Annotated in this window: 25 protein-coding genes and 3 tRNA genes; 5 read left to right on the top strand and 23 right to left on the bottom strand. The window is 58.4% G+C overall.

Going from position 1 to position 26,587, the window contains the following annotated elements; translation table 11 throughout:
• Positions 1 to 83: 83 nt before the first annotated feature.
• From nuoN to QM647_RS09005, 16 genes are all read right to left on the bottom strand, one after another.
• Positions 84 to 1,511, bottom strand: coding sequence for an NADH-quinone oxidoreductase subunit NuoN (gene nuoN / locus QM647_RS09080; RefSeq protein ID WP_414995183.1), 1,428 nt, complete (start codon positions 1,509 to 1,511; stop codon positions 84 to 86).
• A gap of 15 nt (positions 1,512 to 1,526) precedes the next feature.
• Positions 1,527 to 3,029 (bottom strand): NADH-quinone oxidoreductase subunit M, encoded by a 1,503-nt coding sequence (locus tag QM647_RS09075; RefSeq protein WP_414995182.1) that lies wholly within the window; start codon positions 3,027 to 3,029, stop codon positions 1,527 to 1,529.
• 18 nt (positions 3,030 to 3,047) lie between these two features.
• Positions 3,048 to 5,126, bottom strand: a complete 2,079-nt coding sequence (gene nuoL, locus QM647_RS09070) for an NADH-quinone oxidoreductase subunit L (protein ID WP_414995227.1) — start codon at positions 5,124 to 5,126, stop codon at positions 3,048 to 3,050.
• 74 nt (positions 5,127 to 5,200) lie between these two features.
• The gene (gene nuoK / locus QM647_RS09065; RefSeq protein ID WP_414995181.1) at positions 5,201 to 5,509 is read right to left on the bottom strand and encodes an NADH-quinone oxidoreductase subunit NuoK; all 309 of its coding nucleotides are present in this window, start codon (positions 5,507 to 5,509) and stop codon (positions 5,201 to 5,203) included.
• Entirely contained in the window at positions 5,506 to 6,120 is a 615-nt protein-coding gene (locus QM647_RS09060) for an NADH-quinone oxidoreductase subunit J (protein ID WP_414995180.1), read from the bottom strand. Before QM647_RS09060 ends, nuoK begins: the two co-directional genes overlap by 4 nt.
• 17 nt (positions 6,121 to 6,137) lie before the next feature.
• On the bottom strand, positions 6,138 to 6,629 hold the full coding sequence (nuoI, locus tag QM647_RS09055; RefSeq protein WP_414995179.1) for an NADH-quinone oxidoreductase subunit NuoI: 492 nt from the start codon (positions 6,627 to 6,629) through the stop codon (positions 6,138 to 6,140).
• Positions 6,626 to 7,696 (bottom strand): NADH-quinone oxidoreductase subunit NuoH, encoded by a 1,071-nt coding sequence (gene nuoH, locus QM647_RS09050; RefSeq protein ID WP_414995178.1) that lies wholly within the window; start codon positions 7,694 to 7,696, stop codon positions 6,626 to 6,628. Before nuoH ends, nuoI begins: the two co-directional genes overlap by 4 nt.
• A 13-nt stretch (positions 7,697 to 7,709) precedes the next feature.
• Entirely contained in the window at positions 7,710 to 9,770 is a 2,061-nt protein-coding gene (nuoG, locus tag QM647_RS09045) for an NADH-quinone oxidoreductase subunit NuoG (RefSeq protein WP_414995177.1), read from the bottom strand.
• 70 nt (positions 9,771 to 9,840) lie between these two features.
• The gene (locus tag QM647_RS09040; protein ID WP_414995176.1) at positions 9,841 to 10,269 is read right to left on the bottom strand and encodes a TM2 domain-containing protein; all 429 of its coding nucleotides are present in this window, start codon (positions 10,267 to 10,269) and stop codon (positions 9,841 to 9,843) included.
• A gap of 7 nt (positions 10,270 to 10,276) precedes the next feature.
• Entirely contained in the window at positions 10,277 to 11,602 is a 1,326-nt protein-coding gene (gene nuoF, locus QM647_RS09035; RefSeq protein WP_414995175.1) for an NADH-quinone oxidoreductase subunit NuoF, read from the bottom strand.
• Positions 11,602 to 12,267: an NADH-quinone oxidoreductase subunit NuoE gene (gene nuoE / locus QM647_RS09030; protein ID WP_414995174.1), complete on the bottom strand. Its 666-nt coding sequence runs from the start codon at positions 12,265 to 12,267 to the stop codon at positions 11,602 to 11,604. The genes nuoF and nuoE overlap by 1 nt, the downstream gene beginning before the upstream one ends.
• Before the next feature lie 98 nt (positions 12,268 to 12,365).
• On the bottom strand, positions 12,366 to 12,713 hold the full coding sequence (locus tag QM647_RS09025; RefSeq protein WP_414995173.1) for a hypothetical protein: 348 nt from the start codon (positions 12,711 to 12,713) through the stop codon (positions 12,366 to 12,368).
• Positions 12,710 to 13,924, bottom strand: a complete 1,215-nt coding sequence (locus QM647_RS09020; RefSeq protein ID WP_414995172.1) for an NADH-quinone oxidoreductase subunit D — start codon at positions 13,922 to 13,924, stop codon at positions 12,710 to 12,712. Before QM647_RS09020 ends, QM647_RS09025 begins: the two co-directional genes overlap by 4 nt.
• A 43-nt stretch (positions 13,925 to 13,967) precedes the next feature.
• Entirely contained in the window at positions 13,968 to 14,570 is a 603-nt protein-coding gene (locus tag QM647_RS09015; protein ID WP_414995171.1) for an NADH-quinone oxidoreductase subunit C, read from the bottom strand.
• Between the two features lie 12 nt (positions 14,571 to 14,582).
• Positions 14,583 to 15,143, bottom strand: a complete 561-nt coding sequence (locus tag QM647_RS09010) for a NuoB/complex I 20 kDa subunit family protein (protein WP_414995170.1) — start codon at positions 15,141 to 15,143, stop codon at positions 14,583 to 14,585.
• Positions 15,134 to 15,511, bottom strand: coding sequence for an NADH-quinone oxidoreductase subunit A (locus QM647_RS09005; protein ID WP_414995169.1), 378 nt, complete (start codon positions 15,509 to 15,511; stop codon positions 15,134 to 15,136). Before QM647_RS09005 ends, QM647_RS09010 begins: the two co-directional genes overlap by 10 nt.
• 379 nt (positions 15,512 to 15,890) lie before the next feature.
• Here QM647_RS09005 and QM647_RS09000 point away from each other — a divergent pair.
• The 3 genes from QM647_RS09000 to QM647_RS08990 all read left to right on the top strand — a co-directional run bounded on the left by QM647_RS09000 (position 15,891) and on the right by QM647_RS08990 (position 16,480).
• Positions 15,891 to 15,967: transfer RNA gene (locus QM647_RS09000), tRNA-Asp, on the top strand.
• Positions 15,968 to 16,181: 214 nt separating this feature from the next.
• Positions 16,182 to 16,258 (top strand) — tRNA-Asp (locus QM647_RS08995).
• Positions 16,259 to 16,357: 99 nt separating this feature from the next.
• The gene (locus tag QM647_RS08990) at positions 16,358 to 16,480 is read left to right on the top strand and encodes a hypothetical protein (protein WP_414995226.1); all 123 of its coding nucleotides are present in this window, start codon (positions 16,358 to 16,360) and stop codon (positions 16,478 to 16,480) included.
• On the opposite strand, the gene QM647_RS08985 is transcribed toward QM647_RS08990, so the two are convergent.
• From QM647_RS08985 to clpX, 5 genes are all read right to left on the bottom strand, one after another.
• Positions 16,425 to 17,237, bottom strand: a complete 813-nt coding sequence (locus QM647_RS08985; protein WP_414995168.1) for a hypothetical protein — start codon at positions 17,235 to 17,237, stop codon at positions 16,425 to 16,427. The two genes, QM647_RS08990 and QM647_RS08985, sit on opposite strands and share 56 nt — an antisense overlap.
• Positions 17,238 to 17,908: 671 nt before the next feature.
• A tRNA-Val gene (locus tag QM647_RS08980) sits at positions 17,909 to 17,984 on the bottom strand.
• A gap of 135 nt (positions 17,985 to 18,119) precedes the next feature.
• Entirely contained in the window at positions 18,120 to 18,395 is a 276-nt protein-coding gene (locus tag QM647_RS08975; protein ID WP_414995167.1) for an HU family DNA-binding protein, read from the bottom strand.
• 372 nt (positions 18,396 to 18,767) lie between these two features.
• Positions 18,768 to 21,161 (bottom strand): endopeptidase La, encoded by a 2,394-nt coding sequence (lon, locus tag QM647_RS08970; protein WP_414995166.1) that lies wholly within the window; start codon positions 21,159 to 21,161, stop codon positions 18,768 to 18,770.
• Between the two features lie 281 nt (positions 21,162 to 21,442).
• On the bottom strand, positions 21,443 to 22,702 hold the full coding sequence (gene clpX / locus QM647_RS08965; protein WP_414995165.1) for an ATP-dependent Clp protease ATP-binding subunit ClpX: 1,260 nt from the start codon (positions 22,700 to 22,702) through the stop codon (positions 21,443 to 21,445).
• 275 nt (positions 22,703 to 22,977) lie between these two features.
• Between clpX and QM647_RS08960 the strand changes: the two genes are divergently transcribed.
• A complete protein-coding gene (locus tag QM647_RS08960) occupies positions 22,978 to 23,658 on the top strand; it encodes an HAD-IB family hydrolase (RefSeq protein WP_414995164.1) in 681 nt (226 codons plus the stop codon).
• 57 nt (positions 23,659 to 23,715) lie between these two features.
• On the opposite strand, the gene QM647_RS08955 is transcribed toward QM647_RS08960, so the two are convergent.
• Positions 23,716 to 24,348: an ATP-dependent Clp protease proteolytic subunit gene (locus QM647_RS08955; protein WP_414995163.1), complete on the bottom strand. Its 633-nt coding sequence runs from the start codon at positions 24,346 to 24,348 to the stop codon at positions 23,716 to 23,718.
• 228 nt (positions 24,349 to 24,576) lie between these two features.
• On the opposite strand from QM647_RS08955, the gene QM647_RS08950 reads away from it, so the two are divergent.
• The gene (locus QM647_RS08950) at positions 24,577 to 25,038 is read left to right on the top strand and encodes a GyrI-like domain-containing protein (protein ID WP_414995162.1); all 462 of its coding nucleotides are present in this window, start codon (positions 24,577 to 24,579) and stop codon (positions 25,036 to 25,038) included.
• Between the two features lie 59 nt (positions 25,039 to 25,097).
• Here the strand turns inward: QM647_RS08950 and tig are convergent, their stop codons facing one another.
• Entirely contained in the window at positions 25,098 to 26,441 is a 1,344-nt protein-coding gene (tig, locus tag QM647_RS08945; RefSeq protein ID WP_414995161.1) for a trigger factor, read from the bottom strand.
• Positions 26,442 to 26,587 lie beyond the last annotated feature (146 nt).

Here is a 26,587-nt window from a genome sequence, read left to right as displayed (position 1 = left end):
AGATGCGCCTCTGGAATCAAAGGCGCATCAGGAGAACAGTCGCGCAACCCGGCCGGGTCACGCCCGGGGTCACGCAATGTCTTTTACTGGCCGAAGCCCTGCGCGGCCGATTGCGCCACCGGCCAGGCGTAGATCAGGAAGGCGATCACGACCGGGAACGAGAAGGCGGCGGCGGCATAGGCGATCCAGCGGGCTTCCAACGGGGTCTTGTCCATCTCACCGACCGGCGCATCGAACCACATAAGCTTAAGGATACGCAGGTAGTAGAAGGCGGCCACGACCGAGGCGACCAGACCGGCGGCGGCAAACCACCACAGGTGCGCGGTGATGGCGGCGCCGAAAACGAAGTACTTCGCCCAGAAGCCTCCGAACGGCGGCATGCCGAGCACCGACAGGGCCAGGATGGTGATGACAATGGTCATCGGCATGTTGACCTTGGCCAGGCCGGCCAGTTGATCGATCTTGGTGACCGGCTCGCCTTTACGGCTGAGGGCCATCTGAACGGTGAACAGACCCAGCGTATCGACCATGTAGAGTACGAAGAACATCAGCAGGGGCGCGACACCGACATTGCCGGCGGCAATGGCCAGCAAAGCATAGCCCATATTGGCGATCGACGAATAGGCCAGCAGGCGCTTGATGTCCTTTTGCATCAGGCCGCCAAGGGCGCCAACAACGAAGGACAGAACCGAGACGACCAGCAGGACCTGCTGCCACTGCCAGGTTTCATGGCCAAAGCCGGTCTGCAGCACGCGGGCCAGCAGAACCATGGCGGCGAACTTGGGGGCGCCGGCAGCGAAAGCGACGACCGGGGTGGGCGCGCCTTCATAGACGTCCGGGGTCCACATATGGAACGGTGCGGCAGAGACCTTGAAGGCAAAGGCGGCAATGACAAAGACCAGGCCGAAGATCAGGCCGACATTGGCATTGGTGGTGGCCGATTGGGCGATGTCGTGGAAGTTCATCGAACCGGCGAAACCGTAGACCAGCGAGGCGCCGTAGAGCAGCAGACCGGACGACAGGGCGCCTAGAACAAAGTACTTCAGGCCGGCTTCGGACGACTTGGCGTCGTCGCGGCGGAAGGCAGCGAGCACATAGAGCGCCAGGGACTGCATTTCCAGGCCGACATACAGCGAGATCAGATCACCGGCAGAGACCATCATGCTCATGCCGAGCGCGGCCAGGGTGATCAGGATCGGGAATTCGAAGCGGGCGCCGCCGACGCGGTCGAAATAGCCCTGCCCCAGAACGATGATGAAGACAGCGGCGATATAGATGACGACCTTGGCGAACAGGGCCACGCCATCGACAACAAAGGCGCCGGCGAAGGCCGAGCCCTGATGTCCGAAGGCGGCGGCGAAGGCCGCAGCGATCAGGGCCACCCCGCAGAGGGCGCTGACCGAGATCATGCCCTTGTCACCGCGGAACGCGCCGAAGACGAGGATCAGCAGCGAAGAGATCGCCAGGATCGCTTCGGGCAGGGCCAGGTTTAGAGCGAGATGAAAGTCCATAATGTGTCTCGTCCTTTATCCGCCGATGATCGACTGATAGGTCGCGACGACCGTATCAACGCTGGCAGTGGTAATGTCAAATACGAAGGCCGGATAGACGCCCAGCGCAATCGTACCCGCGATCAGCGGCACGAAAAGGATGATCTCGCGCGCCGACAGGTCGGGATATTTCTTCAGTTCCGGGTTATGCACCTCGCCGAACATCACACGCTTGTAGAGGGTGAGCGCATAGACGGCCGAGAAGATGACGCCGGTGGTCGCCACGAAGGCTACCCAGGTGCCCCACTTGTAAGCGCCGGTCATGGTGGTGATTTCACCGATGAAGCCAGACGTGCCCGGCAGGCCGACATTGGCCATGGTGAACAGCAGGAAGACGAAGGCGTAATGCGGCATCAGCTTGGTCAGGCCGCCGTAGAAGGCGATCTCGCGGGTGTGCCAGCGATCGTAGACGACGCCGACGCAGAGGAAGAGCGCGCCGGAGATGAGGCCGTGGCTGATCATCTGGAAGACGGCGCCCTGCACGCCCAGGGCGTTGCCGGCGAAGATACCCATGGTGACGAAGCCCATGTGGGCGACCGATGAATAGGCGATCAGCTTCTTGATGTCGGTCTGGCGGAAGGCGATCAGCGAGGTCACGACAATGGCGATGACCGATAGGATCATGACCAGGGGCGCGAACATCTGCGACGCATAAGGGAACATCGGCAGGTTGAAACGGATGAAACCGTAGCCGCCGAGCTTCAGCAGGATACCGGCCAGCATGACCGAACCGGCGGTCGGCGCCTGAACGTGAGCGTCCGGCAGCCAGGTGTGGACCGGCCACATCGGCATCTTGACCGCAAACGAGGCGAAGAAGGCGAACCACAGGAAGGGCTGGACTTCACGGGCGAAGGCGAACTGCGACAGGGCCGGAATATCGGCGGTGCCGGCAACGCTGACCATATACAGCATGGCCGCCAGCATCAGGACCGAGCCCAGAAGCGTATAAAGGAAGAACTTGTAGGACGCGTAGATACGGTCTTTGCCGCCCCAGATACCGATGATCAGGAACATCGGGACCAGGCCGCCTTCGAAGAAGATGTAGAACAGGAACAGGTCGAGCGAGGTGAAAACACCGATGACCAGGGTTTCCAGCAGCAGGAAGGCGATCATGTATTCGGTGATGCGTTCCTTGATCGATTCCCACGAGGCCAGGATACACAGGGGCATCAGGAAGGCCGTCAGAAGGACGAACAGGATCGAGATGCCGTCAACGCCCATGTGGTAGGAGATCGGTCCAAACCATTGATAATGTTCTTCAAACTGGTAACCGGCCTTGCTGTGGTCGAAACCGGCCAGCATGACGACGGACAGGACCAGGGTGATCAGCGTGGTCCACAGGCTGATCCATTTGGCGTTCCGGGCCATGACAGCCTCGTCATCCTTGCGGGCCATGGCGCGCAAGATGCCGATCACCGCCGCGCCGAACAGGGGCGCAAAGGTGATGATGCTCAGAAGATTGGGGATAGCGGGTATCATTTTAAAATCCATCTCCCCTTAGTGAGCCCAGAACAGGACGTAGGACAACAATCCCACAACGCCGAGGAACATAGCGAATGCGTAGTGATAAACATAACCGGTCTGGGTCTTCACCAGGTTTTTGGCCGACTTCAGCGCGGTCCAGGCGGCACCGTTCGGGCCGAGGTTATCGATGATCTTGATATCGAGCACCTTCCAGAAGACATCGCCCAGAACCTTGGTCAGCTTGACGAAGGTCGCCTGATAGATCTCATCGAAATACCACTTGTGGTACAGGAAGTTGTAGACCGGGCCATCATTGGCGGCCATCTTTTTCGGCAGCTTCGGATTGACGATATAGAAGTACCAGGCCAGCGCCATGCCGATCAGGGTCACGGCCAGAGGTGCGAGCTTGACCCACATTTCCTCGATTTCGTGCGCTTCGTGCATGATGTGGTTGGTCGGCGCCGTGAAGATGGCGTGCCCCCAGAACTCATGGGCGTGCGCACCGATGAAGTAAGGCGCGAAGATCACACCGGCGAAGACGGCGCCGAAGGCCAGCAGGCAGATCGGCACCAGCATAACCCAGGGGCTTTCATGCGGCGTATGGTCGTGGCCATGACCATGATGATCGTCGTGCGCATGGTCATCATGGGCATGAGCATGGTCATTATGTGCCGGTTCGGAGGCATCGTGCCCATCGATGACTTCATGATGGTGGTCATCATGCGCGTGTTCCCAGTGCTTCTTGCCGTGGAAGGTCATGGCAATCAGGCGCCACGAATAGAAGGAGGTCAGGAGCGCGGCAGCGATACCCATGCAGAAGGCGAACATGCCCTGCGGGGTGTTATGCGCGGCCCAGGCGGATTCGATGATCGCGTCCTTCGAGAAGAAGCCGGCGAAACCGAACTGGGTTTCCGGAATACCAAGGCCGGTAATGGCGATGGTGCCAATGGTCATGACGCCGTAGGTGATCGGCAGATACTTCCACAGGCCGCCCATCTTGCGCATGTCCTGCTCGTGGTGCATGCCGTGGATCACCGAACCGGCGCCCAGGAACAGCAGGGCCTTGAAGAAGGCGTGCGTGAACAGGTGGAACATGGCGGCCTGATAGGCCCCTACCCCTGCGGCAAAGAACATGTAGCCGAGCTGCGAACAGGTCGAATAGGCGATGACGCGCTTGATGTCGTTCTGCGTGAAGCCGATCGAAGCGGCGAAGATGGCCGTGATGGCACCAATGTAGGCGACGATGGTCTTTGCGACCGGGGCATATTCGAACAGCGGCGACAGCAAGCACACCATATAGACACCGGCGGTGACCATGGTGGCGGCGTGAATCAGAGCCGAAACCGGCGTCGGGCCTTCCATGGCGTCCGGCAGCCAGGTGTGCAGGAAGAACTGCGCCGACTTGCCCATGGCGCCGATGAACAGCAGGAAGGCGGCTAGATCGAGGGCCGAAAAGGACTGGCCGAGGAATTCCCAGGTCTGGCCCTGGTGGGCGGCGATCATCGGGAACAGTTCGTGGAAGTTGATTGTGCCGAACTGCCAGAAGACTGTCATAATACCAAGCGCGAAGCCGAAGTCACCGACGCGGTTGACGACAAAGGCCTTGATGGCGGCCGATGAGGCGCTTTCCTTGTTGAACCAGAAGCCGATCAGCAGGTACGAGGCCAGGCCCACCCCTTCCCAGCCGAAGAACAGCTGCATGAAATCGGCGGCGGTCACCAGCATCAGCATGGCGAAGGTGAACAGCGACAGATAGCTGAAGAAGCGCGGACGCGACGGGTCCTCGCTCATATAGCCCCAGCTATAGAGGTGAACCAGCGAGGAGACCGAGGTCACGACGATCAGCATGGTCGACGACAGGGCGTCGATGCGGATCGACCAGGCCGAATGGAAATCACCGATATTGATGAACGGCAGGACTTGGACCGTGAAATCGGCCATGCCGCCCCAGGTGTGCTGGATGAAGGTATACCAGCCACAGGCGCAGGCGACGAACAGCAGGCCGGTGGTCACCAGCTGCGACGGGATATTGCCGATGCGGCGGCCGAAGAAGCCGGCAATGGCCGCACCGACGATCGGTGCGAACACGCAAAGGGTAACAAGAGTGGCCATGCCGGAAGACCCAGGGCTTAAGGTAGCCAGGCTTTGGGTGGCTTCGGCGGCGGCGTGAACGGTGAGCACGATGCTTATCCTTTCATCATGCTGGCGTCATCGACGGCGATATCGCCGCGATTACGGAAGAAGGTCACGAGGATGGCGAGACCGACGGCGGCTTCGGCCGCGGCGACGGTCAGAACGAACATGGCCATGATCTGGCCCTGGACATTATGCAGGCATGCCGAGAACGCCACAAAATTGATGTTGGTCGACAGGAGGATCAGTTCGAGCGACATCAGGATGATGATGACGTTGCGGCGGTTGAGGAAGATACCCAGCACCCCGATAGTGAACAGGATGGCGGAAACCGTGAGATAATGGACGAGATCTATAGTCATTCCGAAATACCTTCTCCGGTCTTGACGGGCACGATCTCGACCGCATCCTTGCGGCGGCGCGTGACCTGCTTGAAAATATCCTGGCGCTTGACGTTCGGGCGGGTGCGCAGCGTCAGCACGATGGCGCCGATCATGGCGACCAGCAGCACGAAGCCGGCGGCTTCGAACAGGTAGATATAGGTCGAATAGAGGGCGTGACCGATCATCTTGATGTTCGGTTCAGCGGCAGTGGCAATCAAAGGCTGGCTGCCGGCGGCGGCGCCGTGGCCGGCGATGGCGATACTGACCGAAATCAGTTCGGCCATCAGCACGAGACCGATCACGAGACCGATCGGCAGATAGTTGGCGAAGCCCTGGCGTAGCTTGATGAAATCCACATCCAGCATCATAACGACGAACAGGAAGAGGACCGCCACAGCGCCGACATAGACGACGACCAGCAACATGGCGAGGAATTCCGCGCCGATCAGAATGAACAGGCCCGCCGATGAGAAGAAGGCCAGGATCAGGTACAGCACGCTGTGTACCGGGTTCTTGGCAGTGATGACCATCAGGGCCGAAGCCAGGGTCACCAGAGCCAGAAGATAAAAGGCGATTGCGATTACAGTCATGTCTCTCTCAGTGCCTCTTAACGGTATGGCGCGTCGAGTTCGAGCGCGCGGGCGATTTCGCGTTCCCAGCGATCGCCATTGGCCAGAAGACGTTGCTTGTCATAGAGAAGTTCTTCGCGGGTATCGGTCGAGAATTCGAAGTTCGGGCCTTCGACGATGGCGTCGACCGGGCAGGCTTCCTGACACAGGCCGCAATAGATGCACTTTACCATGTCGATGTCGTAGCGCGTGGTGCGGCGGCTGCCGTCGGCGCGCGGCTCGGCTTCGATGGTGATGGCCTGAGCCGGGCAGATGGCTTCGCACAGCTTGCAGGCGATGCAGCGTTCTTCGCCGTTTTCATAACGACGCAAAGCGTGCTCACCGCGGAAACGCGGGCTGATCGGCCCCTTTTCGAAGGGATAGTTGATCGTGGCCTTGGGCTTGAACATATACTTGACGGCCAGGACAGTAGCGCCCCAGAAATCAAGCAAGAACATGGCTTTAACGCCGGAGGAAATACGCGATATCATAGAGCGCCTCCATAGACGCGGTAACCAGCAATAACAAGAACGGCGACCAGCGAGAGCGGCAAGAAGACCTTCCAGCCCAGGCGCATCAGCTGATCGTAGCGATAGCGCGGCACAATCGCCTTGGCCATGGCGAACATCAGGAACCAGAACACCACCTTGACGATGAAGGTCAGCAGGCTGATCAGGATGTAAGGCAGGCTGTCATGCGCCAGCGGCAGCGGCACCGGGAATTCCCAGCCACCGAAGAACAGGATCGAGATCAGGGCGCACATCAGAACGATGTTGGCGTATTCGCCGATCATGAACAGCAGGTACGGGGTCGAGGAATATTCGACCTGATAGCCGGCCACCAGTTCCGATTCCGCGTCCGGCAGGTCGAACGGCGGGCGGTTGGTTTCGGCCAGGGCCGAGATGTAGAACATGACCATCATGCCGAACATGACCGGCAGTTTGATAATGCCGAGGCCCAGCTGATTGCCACCACCCAGGAAGTTCCAGTTCAGGATGCCGCCGCCCTGGGCGGTGACGATATCCGACAGGTTCATCGAACCGGCCAACAGGATCACGGTGACGATGATAAAGCCGATCGAGACTTCATACGATACCATCTGGGCCGCCGAACGCAGGCCGCCGAGGAAGGGATATTTCGAGTTCGAGGCCCAGCCGCCCATGATGATGCCGTAGACACCGAGAGAGGACACGCCGAGCAGGTACAGGATGCCGACATTGATGTTCGACACCACCCAGCCCGGTGCGAACGGAATGACCGCCCAGGCCAGGAAGGCGATGATGAAGGTCAGGAGCGGCGCCAGCAGGAAGATCGCCTTGTCGGCGCCGGCCGGAATGACCACTTCCTTGAACAGGAACTTGAAGAAGTCGGCGAAGGATTGCATCAGGCCGAACGGCCCGACCACGTTGGGGCCCTTGCGCAGCTGCACGCCCGCCCACACCTTGCGGTCGCCCCACAGCAGGAAGGCCAGCGACACCATGACGCCCATGATGACCGCCAGGGTTTCCCCCACCGTGATGATCGTCCAGCCCAGAGGCGATGACCAGAATGTTTCCATCGTCAGTATGTCCTTACTCAGCCGCCAGGCTCACGGCCGGTTTACGGGCCGCCGAGCACTCCGCCATGGCCACGGAGGCGCGGGCGATGGGGTTGGTCAGATAAAAATCGGTAATGTGTGAAGCGAAGACGCGGTCGGCGATCTCGCCCTTGGCGCCGATCGCTTTCACATCGAAAGCCTTCGGTGCCGGACGGACATCGATGCGCCCGAAGACCGGATGATCGGTGATCAGCTTGTCGCGCAGGGCCGCCAGGTTATCGTAAGGCAGGGTGTGGCCGACATAGCCGGACAGGGCGCGGATGATGGCCCAGTCTTCCTTGGCCTCGCCCTTCGGGAAGACGCAGCGTTCGGCGATCTGAACACGGCCTTCCAGATTGGTGTAGATGCCCGACTTCTCGGTATAGGCGGCCCCCGGCAGCACCACATCGGCGGCGGCAGCACCGGCATCGCCGTGCGAACCGATATAGACCACGAAGGTTTTGCCGAGGCCAGACGTATTGATTTCATCGGCACCGAGCAGGACCAGCAGGTCCACGCCGCCATTGAGCATGGCCGCCGCGTCCTTGGCCTCGCCGACCGGCACGAAGCCGAGATCGAGACCGGCGACGCGCGAGGCGGCCGTATGGACGATGTTGAAACCGTTCCAGTCTTCGCGGACGACATCGTAGTCATCGGCGATGATGGCGATTTCCTTCAGGACGGCCGCGCCGTCCGCGCCGGAAATGGCATTGCTGCCAACCAGGATGGCAGGCTTCTTCGCGTTCTTCAGCACATCGCGGAAAGCGTGCTTCTTGAGGTCCTTCAGGGCCTTTGGACCGGCGCCGATATGCGCATAGTCATAGGTCAGGTCGACCGGCTCGCCGATCACCGCCACCTGCACCTGGCTCTTCAGCCATGTCTTGCGGATGCGGGCATTGATCAGCGAGGCTTCGTGACGCAGGTCCGTGCCGATCAGCAGGATGGCGTCGGCCTCCTCGATACCGGCGATGCCGGAATTGAACAACCAGGCCTCACGTGGCGTCGCTTGTGTCACCGGACCGACCTTGGCGCCTTCCTGGCGGCAGTCGAGATTGGTGACACCCAGACCGTAGAACAGGTCCTTGGTGGCCTTCATGGCTTCGGCGTCGATCAGGTCGCCGGCAATGACACCGACCTTCGAGGCATCGGTCGCTTTTATTTTGCCAGCGACCGTCGTCAGGGCCTCATCCCACGACACGGGCACCAGCTTGCCGTCCTTGCGGACATAGGGCTTATCAAGGCGCTGGCGTGACAGACCGTCGACCGCATAGCGGCTCTTGTCGGTCAGCCATTCCTCGTTGATCTCTTCCTTGAGGCGCGGCAGAGCGCGCAGCACGGCCGGACCACGGTTATCGACGCGGATATGCGCCCCCAGGGCGTCATGCACGTCGATGGTCTCGGTCTTGGTCAGTTCCCACGGACGGTAGTTGAACGACCACGGCTTGTGGGTCAGGGCGCCGACCGGGCACAGGTCGTTGACATTGCCGGACAGTTCCGATGACACCGAGCGTTCCAGATAGGAGGTGATTTCGGCATTTTCGCCGCGCGAGATCATGCCCATTTCGGTGACGCCGGCCACTTCCGTGGTGAAACGGACGCAGCGCGTGCACTGGATGCAGCGGGTCATGAAAGTCTTGATTGTCGGCCCGAGGTTCTTTTCCTCGACGGCGCGCTTGTTCTCGTCGTAGCGAGAGTCGCCCTTGCCGTAGGCCACCGACTGGTCCTGCAGGTCGCATTCACCGCCCTGATCACAGATCGGGCAATCGAGCGGGTGATTGATCAGCAGGAATTCCATCACGCCTTCGCGGGCCTTCTTGACCATCGGCGTGTTGGTGAAGATTTCCTGGCCCTCGGCGGCCGGCAGCGCACACGACGCCTGCGGCTTCGGCGGTCCGGGCTTTACCTCGACCAGACACATGCGGCAGTTGCCGGCGATCGACAGGCGCTCGTGATAGCAGAAACGGGGAATTTCCTCGCCCGCCAGTTCCGCCACTTGCAGCACGGTCATGCCGGGGTCGAACTCGACCTCCACACCATTGACTTTTGCCTTAGCCATGCCTGTTACACCTCAACATTTGCAAATAAATTACGGAATTTCATCATGTTTTCCACAAGCGTTTCACGCCCTAGAACCATGACTTGTTCCCCGCAACATAGTCTTCATAAAAACTCTGATCAGACTTGATCAGATAAATCAGCATCTCGATAAAGGCGATAAGCCCCACCAGCGGACTGGTGATGATCAGGCATGTACCGACCAGCATAACCACGCCAGCCCATACGCGCCCCAGGTAAAACTTGTGCAAACCCAGCATGCCCAACAAAAACGGGCAGGCGAGAATCGCCGCGACATACCTGTTCTTCTCTCCCACCGCCGTCGCAATGACATAGATGCTTACCGCACTGTCACCCGACGTCTCGAAATCCACCGTGGACCCCGCCGGGACATAGACCGTCTCACCCATCAGATCGCTAACGCTGAAAGTATAGCGCCGGCCGTCATCACCGCTGATGAGGCCTGTCGATCCGTTGAATGAAAGCACCTTGCCCCGCATGGCTCCCCTACTCCGCCGCCACTGAATGGCCGGCAAAATTACTCTTGCTCGACCTGTACAGCGTGATCCGGTCCTCGATCTCGTGGCGGAAGTGACGGATCAGGCCCTGGATCGGCCAGGCCGCCGCGTCGCCGAGCGCGCAGATGGTATGGCCTTCGACCTGGGTGGTCACTTCCAGCAGGGTGTCGATTTCCGCCGGATCGGCGTCACCCTTCACCATTCGCTCCATCACGCGCCACATCCAGCCGGTGCCTTCGCGGCACGGCGTACACTGGCCGCAGGATTCGTGCTTGTAGAAATAGCTGAGACGCGAAATGGCGCGGATCAGGTCGGTCGACTTATCCATGACGATAACCGCCGCCGTGCCGAGGCCCGACTTCAGATTACGCAGGGAGTCGAAATCCATCGGCAGGTCTTCGCACTGCTCGGCCGTGATCATCGGCACCGACGAACCGCCGGGGATGACCGCCTTGAGATTGCCCCAGCCGCCGCGGATGCCGCCACAGTGGGCTTCGATCAGCTGGCGAAACGGGATCGACATAGCTTCTTCGACATTGCACGGGCGCTCTACATGGCCCGAAATGCAGAACAGCTTGGTGCCGGCATTGTTCGGCGCACCGAACGAGGCGAACCAGTCCGCGCCACGACGCAGGATGGCACCGACGGCAGCGATGGATTCGACGTTGTTGACCGTGGTCGGGCAGCCATAGAGGCCGGCGCCGGCCGGGAACGGCGGCTTCAGGCGCGGCTGGCCCTTCTTGCCTTCCAGCGATTCCAGCAGGGCGGTTTCCTCGCCGCAGATGTAGGCGCCGGCACCGTGATGGATATAGACGTCGAAGTCCCAGCCATGGACATTGTTCTTGCCGATCAGCTTGGCCTCATAGGCCTGCTTGACGGCGGCTTCCATGCGCTCGCGCTCCAGCACGTATTCGCCGCGCAGGTAGATATAGGCCGCATGGGCCTGCATGGCGAACGAGGCGATCAGGCAGCCTTCGATCAGCAGCTGCGGATCGTGGCGCATGATTTCGCGGTCTTTGCAGGTACCGGGCTCGGATTCGTCGGCATTGACCACGAGATAGTGCGGGCGATCCTTGACTTCCTTCGGCATGAAGGACCATTTCAGGCCGGTATTGAAACCGGCGCCGCCACGGCCGCGCATGCCCGAATTCTTCATGTTGGTGATGATCCAGTCGCGTCCGCACGACAGGATATCCTTGGTCGAATTCCACGCGCCGCGCTGCTTCGCGCCCTCAAGGCCCCAGTCCTGGAAACCGTAGAGGTTGGTGAAGATGCGGTCCTTGTCCTGCAGAATGCCTGTGACGGTCTGGGTCATTACGCTTTTACCTCAGGAGCGGGGAAGTTCGGAATCTTGACCGGCTTGGCGGCCGAACCGTCATAAAGCTTCGGATCGGTCAGCGAGGTCACGCCGCCCAGCGGTTCCGATGTATGACGGCCATTGTAAGGACCGGGCTTCGGTGATTTGCCGGCAGCGAAATCATCGATGATCTGGGCCAGGTTTTCCGGCGTCAGGTCTTCGTAGTAATAGTCATTGATCTGGGCCATCGGCGCATTGGTGCAGGCGCCCAGGCATTCGACTTCCTGCCAGGTGAATTTGCCATCGGCCGACAGCTTGTCCTTCGGGCCGATCTTTGACTTGCAGACATGCATCAGGGCATCGGAGCCGCGCAGCATGCAGGGCGTGGTGCCGCAGACCTGGATCAGGGCAGCCGAACCGACCGGCTCCAGCATGAACATCGTATAGAAGGTTGCCACTTCGAAGACGCGAATCTGCGGCATGGCCAGCAGCTTGGCGATAGCGGTAATAGCCGGCTCGGAGACCCAGCCTTCCTGCTTCTGCACCAGCCACAGAATCGGGATCACCGCGCTCTGGCGACGGCTTTCGGGATATTTGGCAATCCACCAGTTGGCCTTTTCCAGCGTTTCCGCCGAAAAGGTGAAACTGGCCGGTTGCTCCTTGGCAAGACGACGTACAGCCATCAGGACCCTCTACAGATACAGTTCAGCGCGGGCTTTACACCCGTAGCCGATGAAAGACAGTTTAAAAATACGGAGCTTCACAGAAATCACAGCCTGGGTCATTTCTGCATCGCCTCGTAACGGGCATTACGCGCCAGACGGACACGGTTCTGCGCGGCGGCCACGAACGGCAGACGGCGCGCCCCGAGCAGACCCACCAGCGCAATGCCGACCAGAACGAAACGCGCGGTATCGCTTTCCATCTCCGGGCGGGCCTGGACGAGCAGACCGAAGCCCAGAACGCAGACCAGCATCGGGACCACCGGCAGGAGCAGATAGGTCAGCATGTCCGCGATAAAGCCTTTGGCGCCACCGGTATGGTAGGGCCAGCTAGGGCGGGACATGTAGACGCTGAACGCCATAAGCGCGACCAGCAGACCTGCGGCAATCAGTAGGCTGGGGTTCATCGGTCGATTTCCCCGAAAACGATATCCAGCGAACCGAGGATAGCAGAAACGTCGGCCAGTAAGTGGCCGCGGTTCAGCCAGTCCATGGCCTGCAGATGCGGGAAGCCCGGCGCGCGGATCTTACAGCGATAGGGCTTGTTGGTGCCATCAGAGACCAGATAGACGCCGAATTCGCCCTTCGGCGCCTCGACGCAGGCATAGACCTCGCCCTCCGGCGTCTTGAAGCCTTCGGTATAGAGCTTGAAGTGATGGATCAGGGCTTCCATCGAATTCTTCATCTCGGCGCGGCGCGGCGGCGTGACCTTGTGGTCGGTCGAGAGGACCGGGCCCGGCGTTACCTTAAGTTTGTCAATGCATTGCAGCATGATCTTGACAGATTGGCGCATCTCTTCGACGCGGCAGAGATAGCGGTCCCAGCAGTCACCGTTCTTTCCGAGCGGGATGTCGAACTCTAGCTCGTCATAGCATTCATAGGGCTGCGACTTGCGCAGGTCCCACGGCACGCCCGAGCCACGCAGCATGACGCCGGTGAAACCCCAGTCGAACGCCTGCTCCTTGGAGACCACGCCGATATCGACATTGCGCTGCTTGAAGATGCGGTTTTCGGTGATCAAGGTTTCGATATCGTCGAGCGCCGGCAGGTATTCGTTGCGGCACCAGTTGGCGATATCTTCGATCAATTCCGGCGGCAGATCCTGGTGGACGCCGCCCGGACGGAAATAGTTGGCGTGCAGGCGGGCACCGCAGGCGCGTTCATAGAACACCATCAACTTTTCACGATGCTCGAAACCCCAGATTGGCGGCGTCAGGGCGCCGACGTCCATGGCCTGAGTCGTCGTGTTCATGATGTGCGACAGGATGCGGCCGATTTCCGAGAACAGGACGCGGATCAGCTGGCCGCGCTTGGGCACTTCCAGACCGAGCAGCTTTTCGATGGCCAGAACGAAGGCGTGTTCCTGGTTCATCGGCGCCACGTAGTCGAGGCGGTCGAAATAGGGCACGTTCTGCAGATAGGTGCGCGATTCCATCAGCTTCTCGGTGCCGCGGTGCAGCAGGCCGATATGCGGATCGACGCGCTCGACCATTTCACCGTCAAGATCCAGTACGAGGCGCAGCACACCGTGCGCCGCCGGATGCTGCGGGCCGAAATTGATCGTGAACTTGCGATCGTCATCGCTCTTGTTCACAAAAGGCTCTACACCGTCTGCCATGAAATCAAACCCTTATCCGTAACTCTTAATCCCAGGCGAAAGCCTAGGTCTTTGCCTTCTCGTCGCCCGGCAGCACGTATTGTGCGCCTTCCCACGGCGACAGGAAGTCGAACTTGCGATATTCCTGAGTGAGCTTTACCGGCTCGTAGATCACGCGTTTCTGTTCTTCATCGTAACGCACCTCGACATGGCCCGTCATCGGGAAGTCCTTGCGCAGGGGATGTCCCTGGAAGCCGTAATCCGTCAGCAGACGGCGCAGGTCCGGGTGATTGGAGAACAGCATACCGTACATGTCGAAGGCTTCGCGCTCGTACCAGTCGGCATTCGGATAGACCGAACGGATCGACGGCACCGGCAGGACTTCATCGGTCCGGACCTTGACCCGCAGGCGAATATTCTGCGTCAGCGACAGCAGGTGATAGATGACGTCAAAGCGCTGGGCGCGCTTAGGATAGTCGGCGCCGCAAACATCGATCAGCTGGTGGAAGCGGTAGGGCGCCTGCTTCAGCTTCGCCATGATCTCGACAATGCGCTCGCGATCGACCGTCAGGGTCAATTCGCCGAAAGCCAGGACGGATTCGACGATCGCTTCCTTGAAGTCGGCCTGGGCCTGTTCAGCGAGGGCCTGCAGTTTCTCTAAAGACATATGCCCCTCCCCTTAGCGACGGATGCTGCCGGTACGGCGAATCTTCTTCTGCAGTTGCAGAAGGCCGTACAGGAGCGCCTCGGCGGACGGCGGGCAGCCCGGCACATAGACATCCACCGGCACGACACGGTCACAGCCGCGCACGACGCTGTAGCTATAGTGATAATAGCCGCCGCCATTGGCGCATGAGCCCATAGAGAGCACATAGCGCGGATCTGGCATCTGGTCGTAGACCTTGCGCAGCGCCGGGGCCATCTTGTTGGTCAGGGTGCCGGCGACGATCATCAGGTCAGACTGGCGCGGTGAGGCGCGCGGGGCCATGCCAAAGCGTTCCATGTCGTAGCGCGGCATCGAGGCCTGCATCATTTCGACGGCGCAGCAGGCCAAACCGAAGGTCATCCACATCAGCGAGCCGGTACGGGCCCAGGTGATGACGTCGTCGGCCGAAGCCACCAGGAAGCCCTTCTGATCGAGTTCAGCCGAGACCTGCTCGAAGAACTTGTCATGGACCGCGGGATCGTAGCCTTCAACCGAAGACCGGCCAGCAGATCCGGCAGGAATGATTACTCCCATTCCAGGGCTCCTTTTTTCCACACATATATATAGCCGAGACCGAGTTCGACCAGGAAGGTCACCATCGACCAGAAGGCGACGTGCATGCCGCCGTTCGGCATGTCGAACAGCGACACGGCCCACGGGAACAGGAAGGAAGCTTCCAGATCGAAGATGATGAAGAGGATCGACACCAGGTAAAAGCGAACGTCGAACTTCTGGCGGGCCGAATCGAAGGCATTGAAGCCGCATTCATAAGCCGACAGCTTTTCGGTATCCGGCGCCTTCGGGGCGACCACCAGAGCGCCGATCATGAAGCCCAGCCCCAAAACGGCGGCTATGACTATGAAAACGATGACCGGCAGATAATGGAGCAGAAATTCGTTCATCAGGTCACCTCAACCCCTCGTGATAACTCGGGTCAAAACACATCTGAGTCGTGAGCTACTATAGCATCCCGGCAGCCGCATTAACGACGGCCCCGGACTCAGTTAGTCAGCTATTAGACCACTCTGTTCAAAGCTTCAAACCATTGCAGTGCGAAAAACATCGCTTTTTACAACTTTCTTACATTTTTTCGCCACAAGCAAAGCTAATGCAAATCACTCGCAAATACTGACGCTTAAAGGACAAAGTTATCCAAGGCTTCGCCCTCCTGTCGTCTCTTTTTGTACTTTTAGCGGTTGACACCCCTGCCCTCGCCGAACTACTAAGCGGACCTCCTCGACGGCGGCTCACTTAAGCCTGACGACGAGGACAAAAGGGAATGCGGGTGTAGCTCAGTTGGTTAGAGTGTCGGCCTGTCACGCCGAAGGTCGCGGGTTCGAGCCCCGTCACTCGCGCCACCCCTGCTTTGATTAAGCAACGGGTGGCACCGCATTTTCCCTCTGATTTCTTTCAAATAACAGATATGCGTTTTACCGGGGCCATAAGCTTGTCCGGGTTTTTGCCTTGCCTGTGAATTACCGTTTTTTATGAGTTGACACCCCGCCCGGGCCGAATTACTAAGCGCACCTTCTCGACGCAACGGACCAGTGCCGAACGACGAGACAAGGGAATGCGGGTGTAGCTCAGTTGGTTAGAGTGTCGGCCTGTCACGCCGAAGGTCGCGGGTTCGAGCCCCGTCACTCGCGCCACCCCTGCTTTGATTAAGCAACGGGTGGCACCGCATTTTCCCTGCTCTTTTCTCCTGAAAATCACGCTTTACCGGAAAAGTTCCTTCACGCCTTCAACCCATTATTGGGAAAACGCACTTCGTCAGATCGTTGAGGACCGGACGATGGGCTGATGCTGTCCGGATGATCAGGTGGCTAAGCAATATGGCTGGTTCGTTCGATTTATCGCTTGTAGCAACTTAGCTCGATCACCATCAGTTGCGGTGCTTTCATACTGTATGGCCATTATATGAGGCACTAATCCAGTTTTGTTGTCCTTCATTAGTGCCTTGATGGCAGCCGTGGCAGACGCAGCCTGCACTATTGCAGATTCGTCTAATGCTACCGTGGTCGGCATCAATCCGGTAACCTCGTCAGAGTTTATGCCGATTGAATCGAATCTGATCCGCCCATGTGCGTTGTTCGCTTCCGCTTGCGCAGCGAGAGCCACCAATGATGCTTCTACCTTACCTTTTTGGACGTTCACATCGCAGAGAGTCCGAAGCCCCACACCGACAACATACCGTCCAAGTAGTTCGCCCTTTTCTCCCCGCACGGATTCAGTCATGTATCTAAGGAAATCTACGATAACGGTGTGATCACCAACCGACAATTCGCCTTTAACGATGGTAGCGGCGTTTCCTTTAGCAAAAGCATCCTTAGATACAATTGACACCCACTGACTATGATTGCTTAGTAGGCTTTTCGTCTCTTCTACCGACAAATCGTCCCAAGCGTAGGAGCCAAATTTCTTGACACCCGTCGCATCTTTTCTCGAAAAACTTACATTTTCGGCTCTCGTCTGTGTGATCGGCTCGTAGGTGAGAAGTGCGCTGTTCGCAAAGACCCCGCTCCCTCCCCCACTATCTGCTGTGGCTGCACGGGCTGGCAAAGCTGCAAGTCCCCCCAAACCAATAAGCCCCAAAGCCTGACGACGCCTCACTTCGAATTGCGCAACCATTACTCCCCCCAGATTGAAATGCCACCCATCAATGTAATTCAGCTGTAGACGATGGCAAAGAGGTTTGCGTTAACCATTTGGCTATCTTCGACCAAATGTGTTAAAAAAAACACGGTTACGCAAACCCTCCCCCCTATCACGAGTGGCAGCAGTCGTCGTTTCGATTCAATTCTGATAAGACTCTTATAATGTTAGCTGCGGGAAAGCAGATACGGTTACCCTGATCATCCGGACAGCATCAGCCCATCGTCCGGTCCTCAACGATCTGACGAAGTGCGTTTTCACAATAATGGGTTAAAGGCGTGAAGGAACTTTCCAACGAACACAGAAGGATCGTCCCAGGACGAACATCCCATGCTTCTGTGCTGATGATGCGCACCGGTCATATTCCGGCCGATGTGCATCCACCATCCTGGACGGTTTCGACGAACCGTGAACCGATGGTTTGACAGCCGTTTTTGGAGATGATGTCGGCCGACGATGACCAAACAGTCGAACGCCCCCTGCTTGGCACTCTGGTGCTACAAAACGGGGCAACACTCTCTGATGCCTTAGTGTCTGATTCTACAGGATAAAAAGGTTGTTCCGGGATTGTGTGGTGATACACATCGGGGCAACCCGGTGGCCCATTCTATCGATTTTCGGTAAGCGCTTGATTTAATTCAAGTATTTGGTGGGCGATGACGGGATCGAACCGCCGACCTACTCGGTGTAAACGAGCCGCTCTGCCAGCTGAGCTAATCGCCCCTTTCCAAGGGAAGGAAGCCTTTGCCAAGCCTGCCTCCATAAGTCAAGAGGCGTTTCCATATCCGAGGGTTTAAATCCCCAGATACGGAAACGCCTCATTGCGTCTGTCATCTGATCCAACTGGATCAGAGGCCATTAGCCGTTCAGGGCGCCCTTCAGGCCTTCACCGACGCGGAAGCGAGCGGTGACCGAAGCCGGACGCTTCACGGTTTCGCCGGTGCGCGGATTGCGGGCGGTGCCGGCTTCGCGCTTGACGGCGAGGAAGGTGCCGAAGCCAACGAGGCGGACGTCGTCACCCTTTTTCAGGGCGCCCACCACGCTGTCGGTGAAAGCGTCGAGCGCCTTCTTGGCTTGATCTTTCGTCAGACCGGCCTGATCGGCGATGGCGGCCACGAGTTCAGCTTTCGTCATAAATCTCTCTCCCTACCCGTTATGGGATCAGTTGCTAAGCTTACCCCTAACGCTGCGGCCCTTGCCGTGAGTCGTTAACGGGTGAGGCCGATAGAGACTACAAAAACGCGCGCCCGTCAAAGCAATAAATGCCGTTTATTGCACTGCAAACCGTGTTTTTTTAAGGGTTTGCGCGTTTTCACATCCTTTTGAAGCCATGGAGACGCTTTGAAGCTCTGAATTGAACCCGACTGTACGGTTATGGCACAGACTTTTCCGCGCAAAGCCTTGTGGATAAAGGAACTGATTCTCTCATCCGTTTGTCGCAACAATAAAAAAATGCCCCGGCGAAAGCGCATTCGCCGGGGCATATCATTTTACCAGGTCGGGGCCTCAGTGCGCCGTCGCCGCGTCGCCATCGTCCACAACCGGAGCAGACGCCGCCGCAATAACCGGCTCGATCCATTCCACTGGCGTCAGGGGCTTCACCAGGGCGTGGCGCAGGACCTCTTCCGCCAGACTGACCGGGATGATTTCAAGGCCCGACTTGACGTTGGCCGGCAGGTCAACGAGGTCCTTCTCGTTTTCCTTCGGGATCAGGACAGTCTTGATGCCGGAGCGCAGGGCGGCCAGCAACTTTTCCTTCAGGCCGCCGATCGGCAGGACACGACCGCGCAGGGTGATTTCACCCGTCATGGCGATATCCTTGCGCACCGGAATGCCGGTCAGAACCGAGACCATGGCAGTGACCATCGCGACGCCGGCCGAAGGGCCGTCTTTCGGCGTAGCGCCTTCCGGCACGTGGACGTGGACATCGGTCTTGTCGAACACCGGTGGCAAGATGCCGAACTTCGGCGCCAAAGCCTTGACGTAGGAATTGGCCGCAGAAACGGACTCCTTCATGACTTCCTTCAGGTTACCGGTGACCTTCATATTGCCCTTGCCGGGCATCTTGATGGCTTCGATGGTGAGAATGTCACCGCCGAATTCGGTCCAGGCGAGCCCCGTGACGATGCCAACCTGATCGACCTCATCCGTGGCACCATAGTGGAACTTCTTGACGCCGGCATATTTGGCCAGACGCTCATCATCAATGGTGATCGACTTGACCTTCTCCTTGGCCAGGTCACGGATCGTCTTGCGCGCCAGATTGCCCAGTTCACGTTCCAGCGACCGCACCCCGGCTTCGCGGGTGTAATAGCGGATGATGTCGCGGATCGCCGCTTCCGGCACCACGAACTCTTCCGCTGTCAGGCCGTGTTCCTTCATCAGGACCGGCAGGACGTGGCGCTTGGCGATCTCGACCTTTTCATCCTCGGTATAGCCGGGAATGCGAATGATCTCCATCCGGTCGAGTAGCGGCTGCGGCATGTTCAGGCTGTTGGCCGTGGTGACGAACATGATCTTCGACAGGTCGTAATCGACTTCGAGATAATGGTCGGCAAAGGTCGAGTTCTGCGCCGGATCGAGCACTTCGAGCAGGGCAGACGCCGGATCGCCGCGCCAGTCCGAGCCCATCTTGTCGATTTCGTCGAGCAGGAAGAAGGCATTGGTAGATTTCACCTTCTTCATGTTCTGGATGATCTTGCCAGGCATGGAGCCGATATAGGTGCGGCGGTGACCGCGGATTTCCGATTCATCGCGTACGCCACCGAGCGAAATGCGCACGAATTCACGGCCCGTCGCCTTGGCAATCGACTTGCCCAGCGAGGTTTTGCCGACGCCCGGAGGACCGACAAGGCACAGGATCGGACCTTTCAGCGTCCCCATGCGCGCCTGAACGGCCAAGTGCTCAAGGATGCGTTCCTTGACCTTTTCCAGACCGTAGTGATCGGCTTCGAGGATATCCTCGGCCTTCTGCAGGTCGATGGCCTTCGGCTTGGCGGCGCCCCAGGGGATGGACAGCAGCCAATCGAGATAGTTGCGCACGACCGTGCTTTCGGCTGACATCGGCGACATATGGCGCAGCTTGTTCAGTTCGGCCATGGCCTTGGTGCGGGCTTCCTTGGAAAGCTTGGTGCCCTTGATCTTCTTTTCAAGATCGGCCAGTTCGTCCTTGCCCTCGTCCTGTTCACCGAGTTCGCGCTGAATGGCCTTCATCTGCTCATTCAGGTAATATTCGCGCTGGGTCTTCTCCATCTGGCGCTTGACGCGTGAGCGGATCTTCTTCTCGACCTGCAGGACGGAGATTTCCCCTTCCATCAAGGCATAGATCTTTTCCAGTCGCTTGCTGACCGAAAGCTGTTCCAGCAGATCCTGCTTGTCTTGAATCTTCACCACCAGGTGCGCGGCGATGGAATCGGCCAGCACGTCGGCATCGGTGATTTCAGCGATGGCGTTAAGCGATTCCGGCGGAATCTTCTTATTCAGCTTGATATAGTTCTCGAACTGCTCACCCACGGCGCGTTGCAGGGCCTCGGCATCCGGACCTTCATCCAGTTGCACATCCAGCGGATAGGCCTCGGCCTCGTAATAGGCCTCGGTCGAGACGAAGCGCTTGATGCGCGCCCGGCTCTTGCCCTCGACCAGCACCTTGACGGTACCGTCGGGCAGCTTCAGCAGTTGCAGCACATTGGCAAGCACACCTATTTCATAGATGGCATCGACGGCGGGATCGTCATCGGAGGAATTCTTCTGGGTCGCCAGCAGGATTTGCTTGTCGCCCTTCATCACCTCATCCAAGGCCTGCACGGACTTTTCGCGGCCGACAAACAGCGGCACGACCATATGCGGAAACACCACGATATCGCGCAGCGGCAGAACGGGGATGGTCAATACGTCTAGCATAGGTACTCCTTCACAGACTCAGCCGCCGGATGCTCCAGTGTAAACCCTAGGCTCTCATGCTCAACAGAGTCTTAAAACAAATCGCGCCGTCCAGGGGAATTAAGGGGGGATAAGTCCGCTTAGTCTCTTCGGGCGCCTTGAAATGAATGTGGGATAGATTGCCGCAGTTTCAAGACGCGTGCAGGATCATGGCTCCTGCACGCGTTAGTTTGGAGTAACGTCATAAAAAACGCGGCTCCGTTTCCGGAGCCGCGCCTTTAATTGCAGTTTAAAAGCAAGCCTTAAGCCGCGCCGCCGGAACGCTTTTCGGCGTAGATCAGCAGCGGCTGAGCGCGTTCTTCGATGACCTCACCATTGATGACCACCTCCTCGACGCCCTGCATGGTCGGCAATTCGTACATAGTCTCCAGCAGGATGCCTTCGAGGATCGAGCGCAGGCCGCGCGCGCCGGTCTTGCGCTGGATTGCGCGGCGGGCAACGCCCAGCAGGGCTTCGTCGGTGAAATTCAGGGTGACGTTTTCCATTTCGAACAGGCGCTGATACTGCTTGATCAGGGCGTTCTTCGGTTCGGTCAGGATCTTGACCAAGGTGTGCTCGTCAAGGTCTTCCAACGTCGCCAGGACCGGCAGACGGCCGATGAATTCCGGGATCAGGCCGAATTTCATCAGATCGTCCGGCTCGACATTGCGCAAGATTTCACCGGTGCGGCGATCTTCCGGATCCTTCACCGTGGCGCCGAAACCGATGCTCGTGCCCTTGCCGCGGCCGGAAATGATCTTTTCCAATCCGGCGAAGGCGCCGCCACAGATGAACAGGATGTTGGTCGTATCCACTTGCAGAAACTCCTGCTGCGGATGCTTGCGCCCCCCCTGCGGCGGCACGGAGGCGACCGTGCCTTCCATGATCTTGAGAAGGGCCTGCTGCACGCCCTCACCCGACACGTCGCGGGTGATGGACGGGTTGTCCGACTTGCGCGAGATCTTGTCGACTTCGTCGATATAGACGATGCCGCGCTGGGCACGTTCGACATTATAATCAGCCGCCTGGAGCAGCTTCAGGATGATGTTCTCCACGTCCTCACCCACATAACCGGCTTCGGTCAGCGTCGTGGCGTCGGCCATGGTGAACGGCACGTCGATAATGCGGGCCAGGGTCTGGGCCAGCAGGGTCTTACCGGAACCGGTCGGCCCGATCAGCATGATGTTGGACTTGGCCAGTTCGACATCATTGCCTTTTTGGGCGTGATTCAGGCGCTTGTAGTGGTTGTGAACCGCGACCGACAGAACCTTCTTGGCCTGGGATTGGCCGATGACATAGTCATCGAGCACTTCGCGGATCTCCTTCGGCGTAGGCACTCCGTCCTTGGACTTCACGAAGGCTATCTTGTGCTCTTCGCGAATGATGTCCATGCACAACTCGACGCATTCATCACAGATAAACACGGTCGGTCCGGCGATAAGTTTACGCACTTCGTGCTGGCTCTTTCCGCAGAAAGAACAATAGAGAGTGCTTTTGCTGTCGCCCGTCGCGGCTTTGGTCATATGCTTCTTCACCTCAAGTGGCCGGCTTGGAGAACGACTCGCGTAACATGAGTCGCCGGCCCGAATTATAGAATATCCTACCGCCGCAGGCCTTAACAAAGGCTGATTTTGGCACAGATACCCCTTACATCCAACGTATCGATACGTATTTATGCACAGTTTAGACCATGCCTCAACCGGCCATGGCCATCTATGCGTCGCTTAACTATCTTTATATGGGATAAGAACGAGCGAATAAAAGCCATGCCGTTCGTCTTTGAAAGTTTTTACCGTTCATGCTGACTAAAATCGCAAAAAAATCCGCAGGTTCCGTAAAGCGCGGCGCAAAGGCCACGCTGGCGGCGAAAAACGAGACGGCAAAGAAAATTGTCGCCTTCGATTTTGACGGCACCCTGACCAGCAAGGACAGTTTCCTGGCTTTTTTGCAGGCCGCAAAAGGAAACTTGCAAATCGCAAGCGCGCTCACCTTCCAGCCGCAGATGCTGCTCGATTATGCCCGGACACGCGATCGCGGCGCATTGAAGGCACGCCTGCTGCACGGGCTGCTGGGCGACATTTCGCAGGCAGACCTGGAAATCCTCATCAAGGCCTTCGTCACCCGGACCGGCAAGAGTCTGTTCCGACCGGATGCCCTGAAGACCTGGGCCGAACATGATCAGCCCGATCGTTTGCGCGTCATCGTCACCGCCTCGCCGGAACTGCTGGTGGCACCTTTCGGACGGCTGATCGGCGCCGACCGGATCATCGGCACCCGGCTGAAATTTTCCGAAGCCGGAACACTGCTGCCCGAACTAACCGGCCTGAACTGCCGTGGCGAGGAAAAGATGTGCCGCCTGCATGAAGCCTTCGGGGACGGTCTGGACCTGGAGGCAGCCTATGGCGACACCGCCGGTGATACGGAAATGCTGGCCGCTGCACGCCACGGTCACTATCGCGTCTTCACACAGAAGCCATAAGAAAAGGCGCCCGGATCACTCCGGGCACCTTCAATTGCATACCGCAAGAAACCAGTTTTACGAGGCTTCTTTCTCGGCCTCGGCGCGCTTCTCGTACACATGATCGATCAGGCCGAATTCCTTGGCTTCGTCAGCCGTCATGTAACGGTCGCGATCGAGAGTTTTCTCAATCGTGTCATAGGTCTGGCCAGTGTGTTTGACGTAGATTTCGTTGAGCAGTTTCTTGGTTTTACGCATGTCCTCGGCCTGGATTTCGATATCCGAGGCCATGCCGCGTGCACCGCCAGAAGGCTGGTGAACCATGATCTTCGAGTTCGGAAGCGAGATGCGCTGACCGGCCTCGCCAGCCTGCAGGATCAGCGACCCGGCGGAAGCGGCCATGCCCATGCAAACCGTCGAGATAGGCGACTTGATGTATTGCATCGTATCATAGATCGCCAGGGCCGAGGTCACCTGCCCGCCCGGTGAATTGATATAGAGCGAAATTTCCTTCTTCGGATTTTCCGATTCGAGGAACAGGAGCTGCGCACAAATTGAAGTCGCCATGCCATCTTCGAACGGGCCGGTCAGGAAGATGATCCGCTCCTTCAGCATGCGCGAATAAATGTCGTAGGCGCGTTCACCACGGCTGGATTGCTCAATGACCGTGGGAATGAGGTAGCTGGTCAGGTGGTCTACAGGGTCGCGCATCACGAATCCTTATCTGGAATAAATTTGAAGCTGTCCGCAGCTATAAGGTCAATGTCTTAACCGTAAGTGGATGCGATCCAGCCAAGCCTCAACTTGGCAATTTACCCCGCGGATTTCAAGTGGCGATTAAGCACTCAGATCCGGACATATGATACAATCGGATCGAAGGCGAAATTGTATCTACGACCGCACTGTGCTCCTATGCCGACCGATCACAGGGAGAGAAACATGATCGATGCCCCAGAAATCCTGAACGTGCCGGCGCAGAAAATCGCTTCTATACGCCTTGTCATTCCTGCCAGCGAAGTCCGCAGCCATATAACCGCCGGCCTGGCCGAACTGCGTCAAGTTCTGGCAGAGCAAGGCATTCAGCCAACGGGCGCCTGGTTCACGCACCACTTCAGGATTCCGAACCAAACCTTTGATTTCGCAACATGCCTGCCGGTGGCGAAAGAGGTGAAGCCACAAGGACGGGTCATGCCCGGTGAATTGCGCGCCACACGCCTGGCTCGCACCGTCTATCGTGGGAACTATGATGGCCTGCCGCATGGCTGGGGCGACTTCCTGGCCTGTATCAGAAGCGAGGCCCTGACAATGGCCGGCGATTTCTGGGAAGTCTATTCCGTTGGCCCGTCCGACTCGGACATTCCCGGCGACTGGCAAACTCAGCTCAATTGCCCGCTGGCCTGACGGCAACAAAAAAGAGGCTCCTTACGGAGCCTCTTTAAAATCGCTTTTAGAAGAAAAGCTTAAGCTTCTTCCTCTTCCTTCAGCAGGTCTTCCTTGCTGATCGGCGTGTCGGTGACCTTGGCCAGCGAGAAGATCAGGTCGCAGACCTTTTCCTCGTAGATCGGCGCGCGGATCTGGGCGGCGGCACCCGGGTTCTTCGTGTAGAATTCGAAGACCTGGCGCTCCTGGCCCGGATAGTTGCGGGCTTCCTGCATGATCGCTTGATTGACTTCCTGGTCAGTGACCTGGACGTTCTGGCGGGTGCCGATTTCGGCGAGCACCAGACCCAGGCGCACGCGGCGCTCGGCGATCTTCATGTACTCGTCCTTCAGCTCGGCTTCGGACTTGTTGGCGTCTTCCTCGGCCAGCTGGCCATTGGCCTTGTCCTGCTCGACCTGTTGCCAGATGCCCTGGAACTCGGCGTCGAGCATGCGCTTCGGCAGTTCGAAGCTGTGCTTTTCATCCAGGATGTCCAGCAGGGCACGCTTCATCTTGAAACGCGAAGCGGCATTATATTGCTGCTGCAGCTGAGTCTTCAGGATGTCCTTCAGGGCCTGCAGGCTTTCCAGACCGAGGCTCTTGGCCAGTTCGTCATCGGCTTCGCCTTCCTTCGGCGCCAGGATGTCCTGGACGGTGGTCTCGAAGGTCGCGGCCTTGCCAGCCAGGTTGGCGGCGCCATAGTTTTCCGGGAAGGTGACATTAAGCGTCTTCACTTCGCCCTTCTTGGCGCCGATCAGCTGCTCTTCGAAGCCCGGAATGAACTGGCCCGAACCGATGATCAGCTCGGCGCCTTCGGCCGAACCGCCTTCGAACACTTCATCGCCCAGCTTGCCGACGAAATCGATGATCAGCTTGTCGCCATCAGCGGCCTTGACCGACTTGCCGGTCTTGGCTTCGAACTGCTTCGAGCCGGCAACCACCGTCTTCAGCGCTTCGTCGATATCGGCTTCGGTCGGCTCATAGACCGGACGGGTCAGCTCGATCGAGGCGGGCTCGACCGGCGTGAAGATCGGCATCATTTCGACAGCGATTTCATAGGCCAGGTCCGACTTGCCGTCGATCACGCCTTCGATATCGCCAATCGGCTTCAGTTCGGGCTGGCTGGCCGGACGGATATTGGCGTCCTTCATGGCCTTTTCAGTCGTCTCGTTCAGGGTTTCCTGAATGATTTCGCCCATCAGTTCCTTGCCGTACATCTTGCGGACATGGGCCTGCGGCACCTTGCCCGGACGGAAGCCCTTGATGTTCATCTTGGGGGCGATCTCGGCGATCTTGGCGTCCAGCTTCTGGGTCAGATCGCCCTTGGCGATGGTGACTTCGAGGACGCGGCTCAGGCCTTCATTCAGTTTTTCAACGACTTGCATCGATCAGTTACCTTATGCCGGTTTGGCCCCTGACCTCTCGTCAGGCCCGCACGGGCGGTTAATAATAGCGACAAAGCGCCCCGGCCAAGGCTGGGACGCCAAAAGATGTGCCCTTATGGCATGATTGCGGGCGAGGTCAACTTTTA

Origin of the sequence: Asticcacaulis sp. (assembly GCF_047605585.1) — a bacterium.
Lineage (GTDB): Bacteria > Pseudomonadota > Alphaproteobacteria > Caulobacterales > Caulobacteraceae > Asticcacaulis.
Note: the sequence above shows the minus strand (reverse complement) of the source record. Positions and strands in the feature narration are given on the sequence as shown.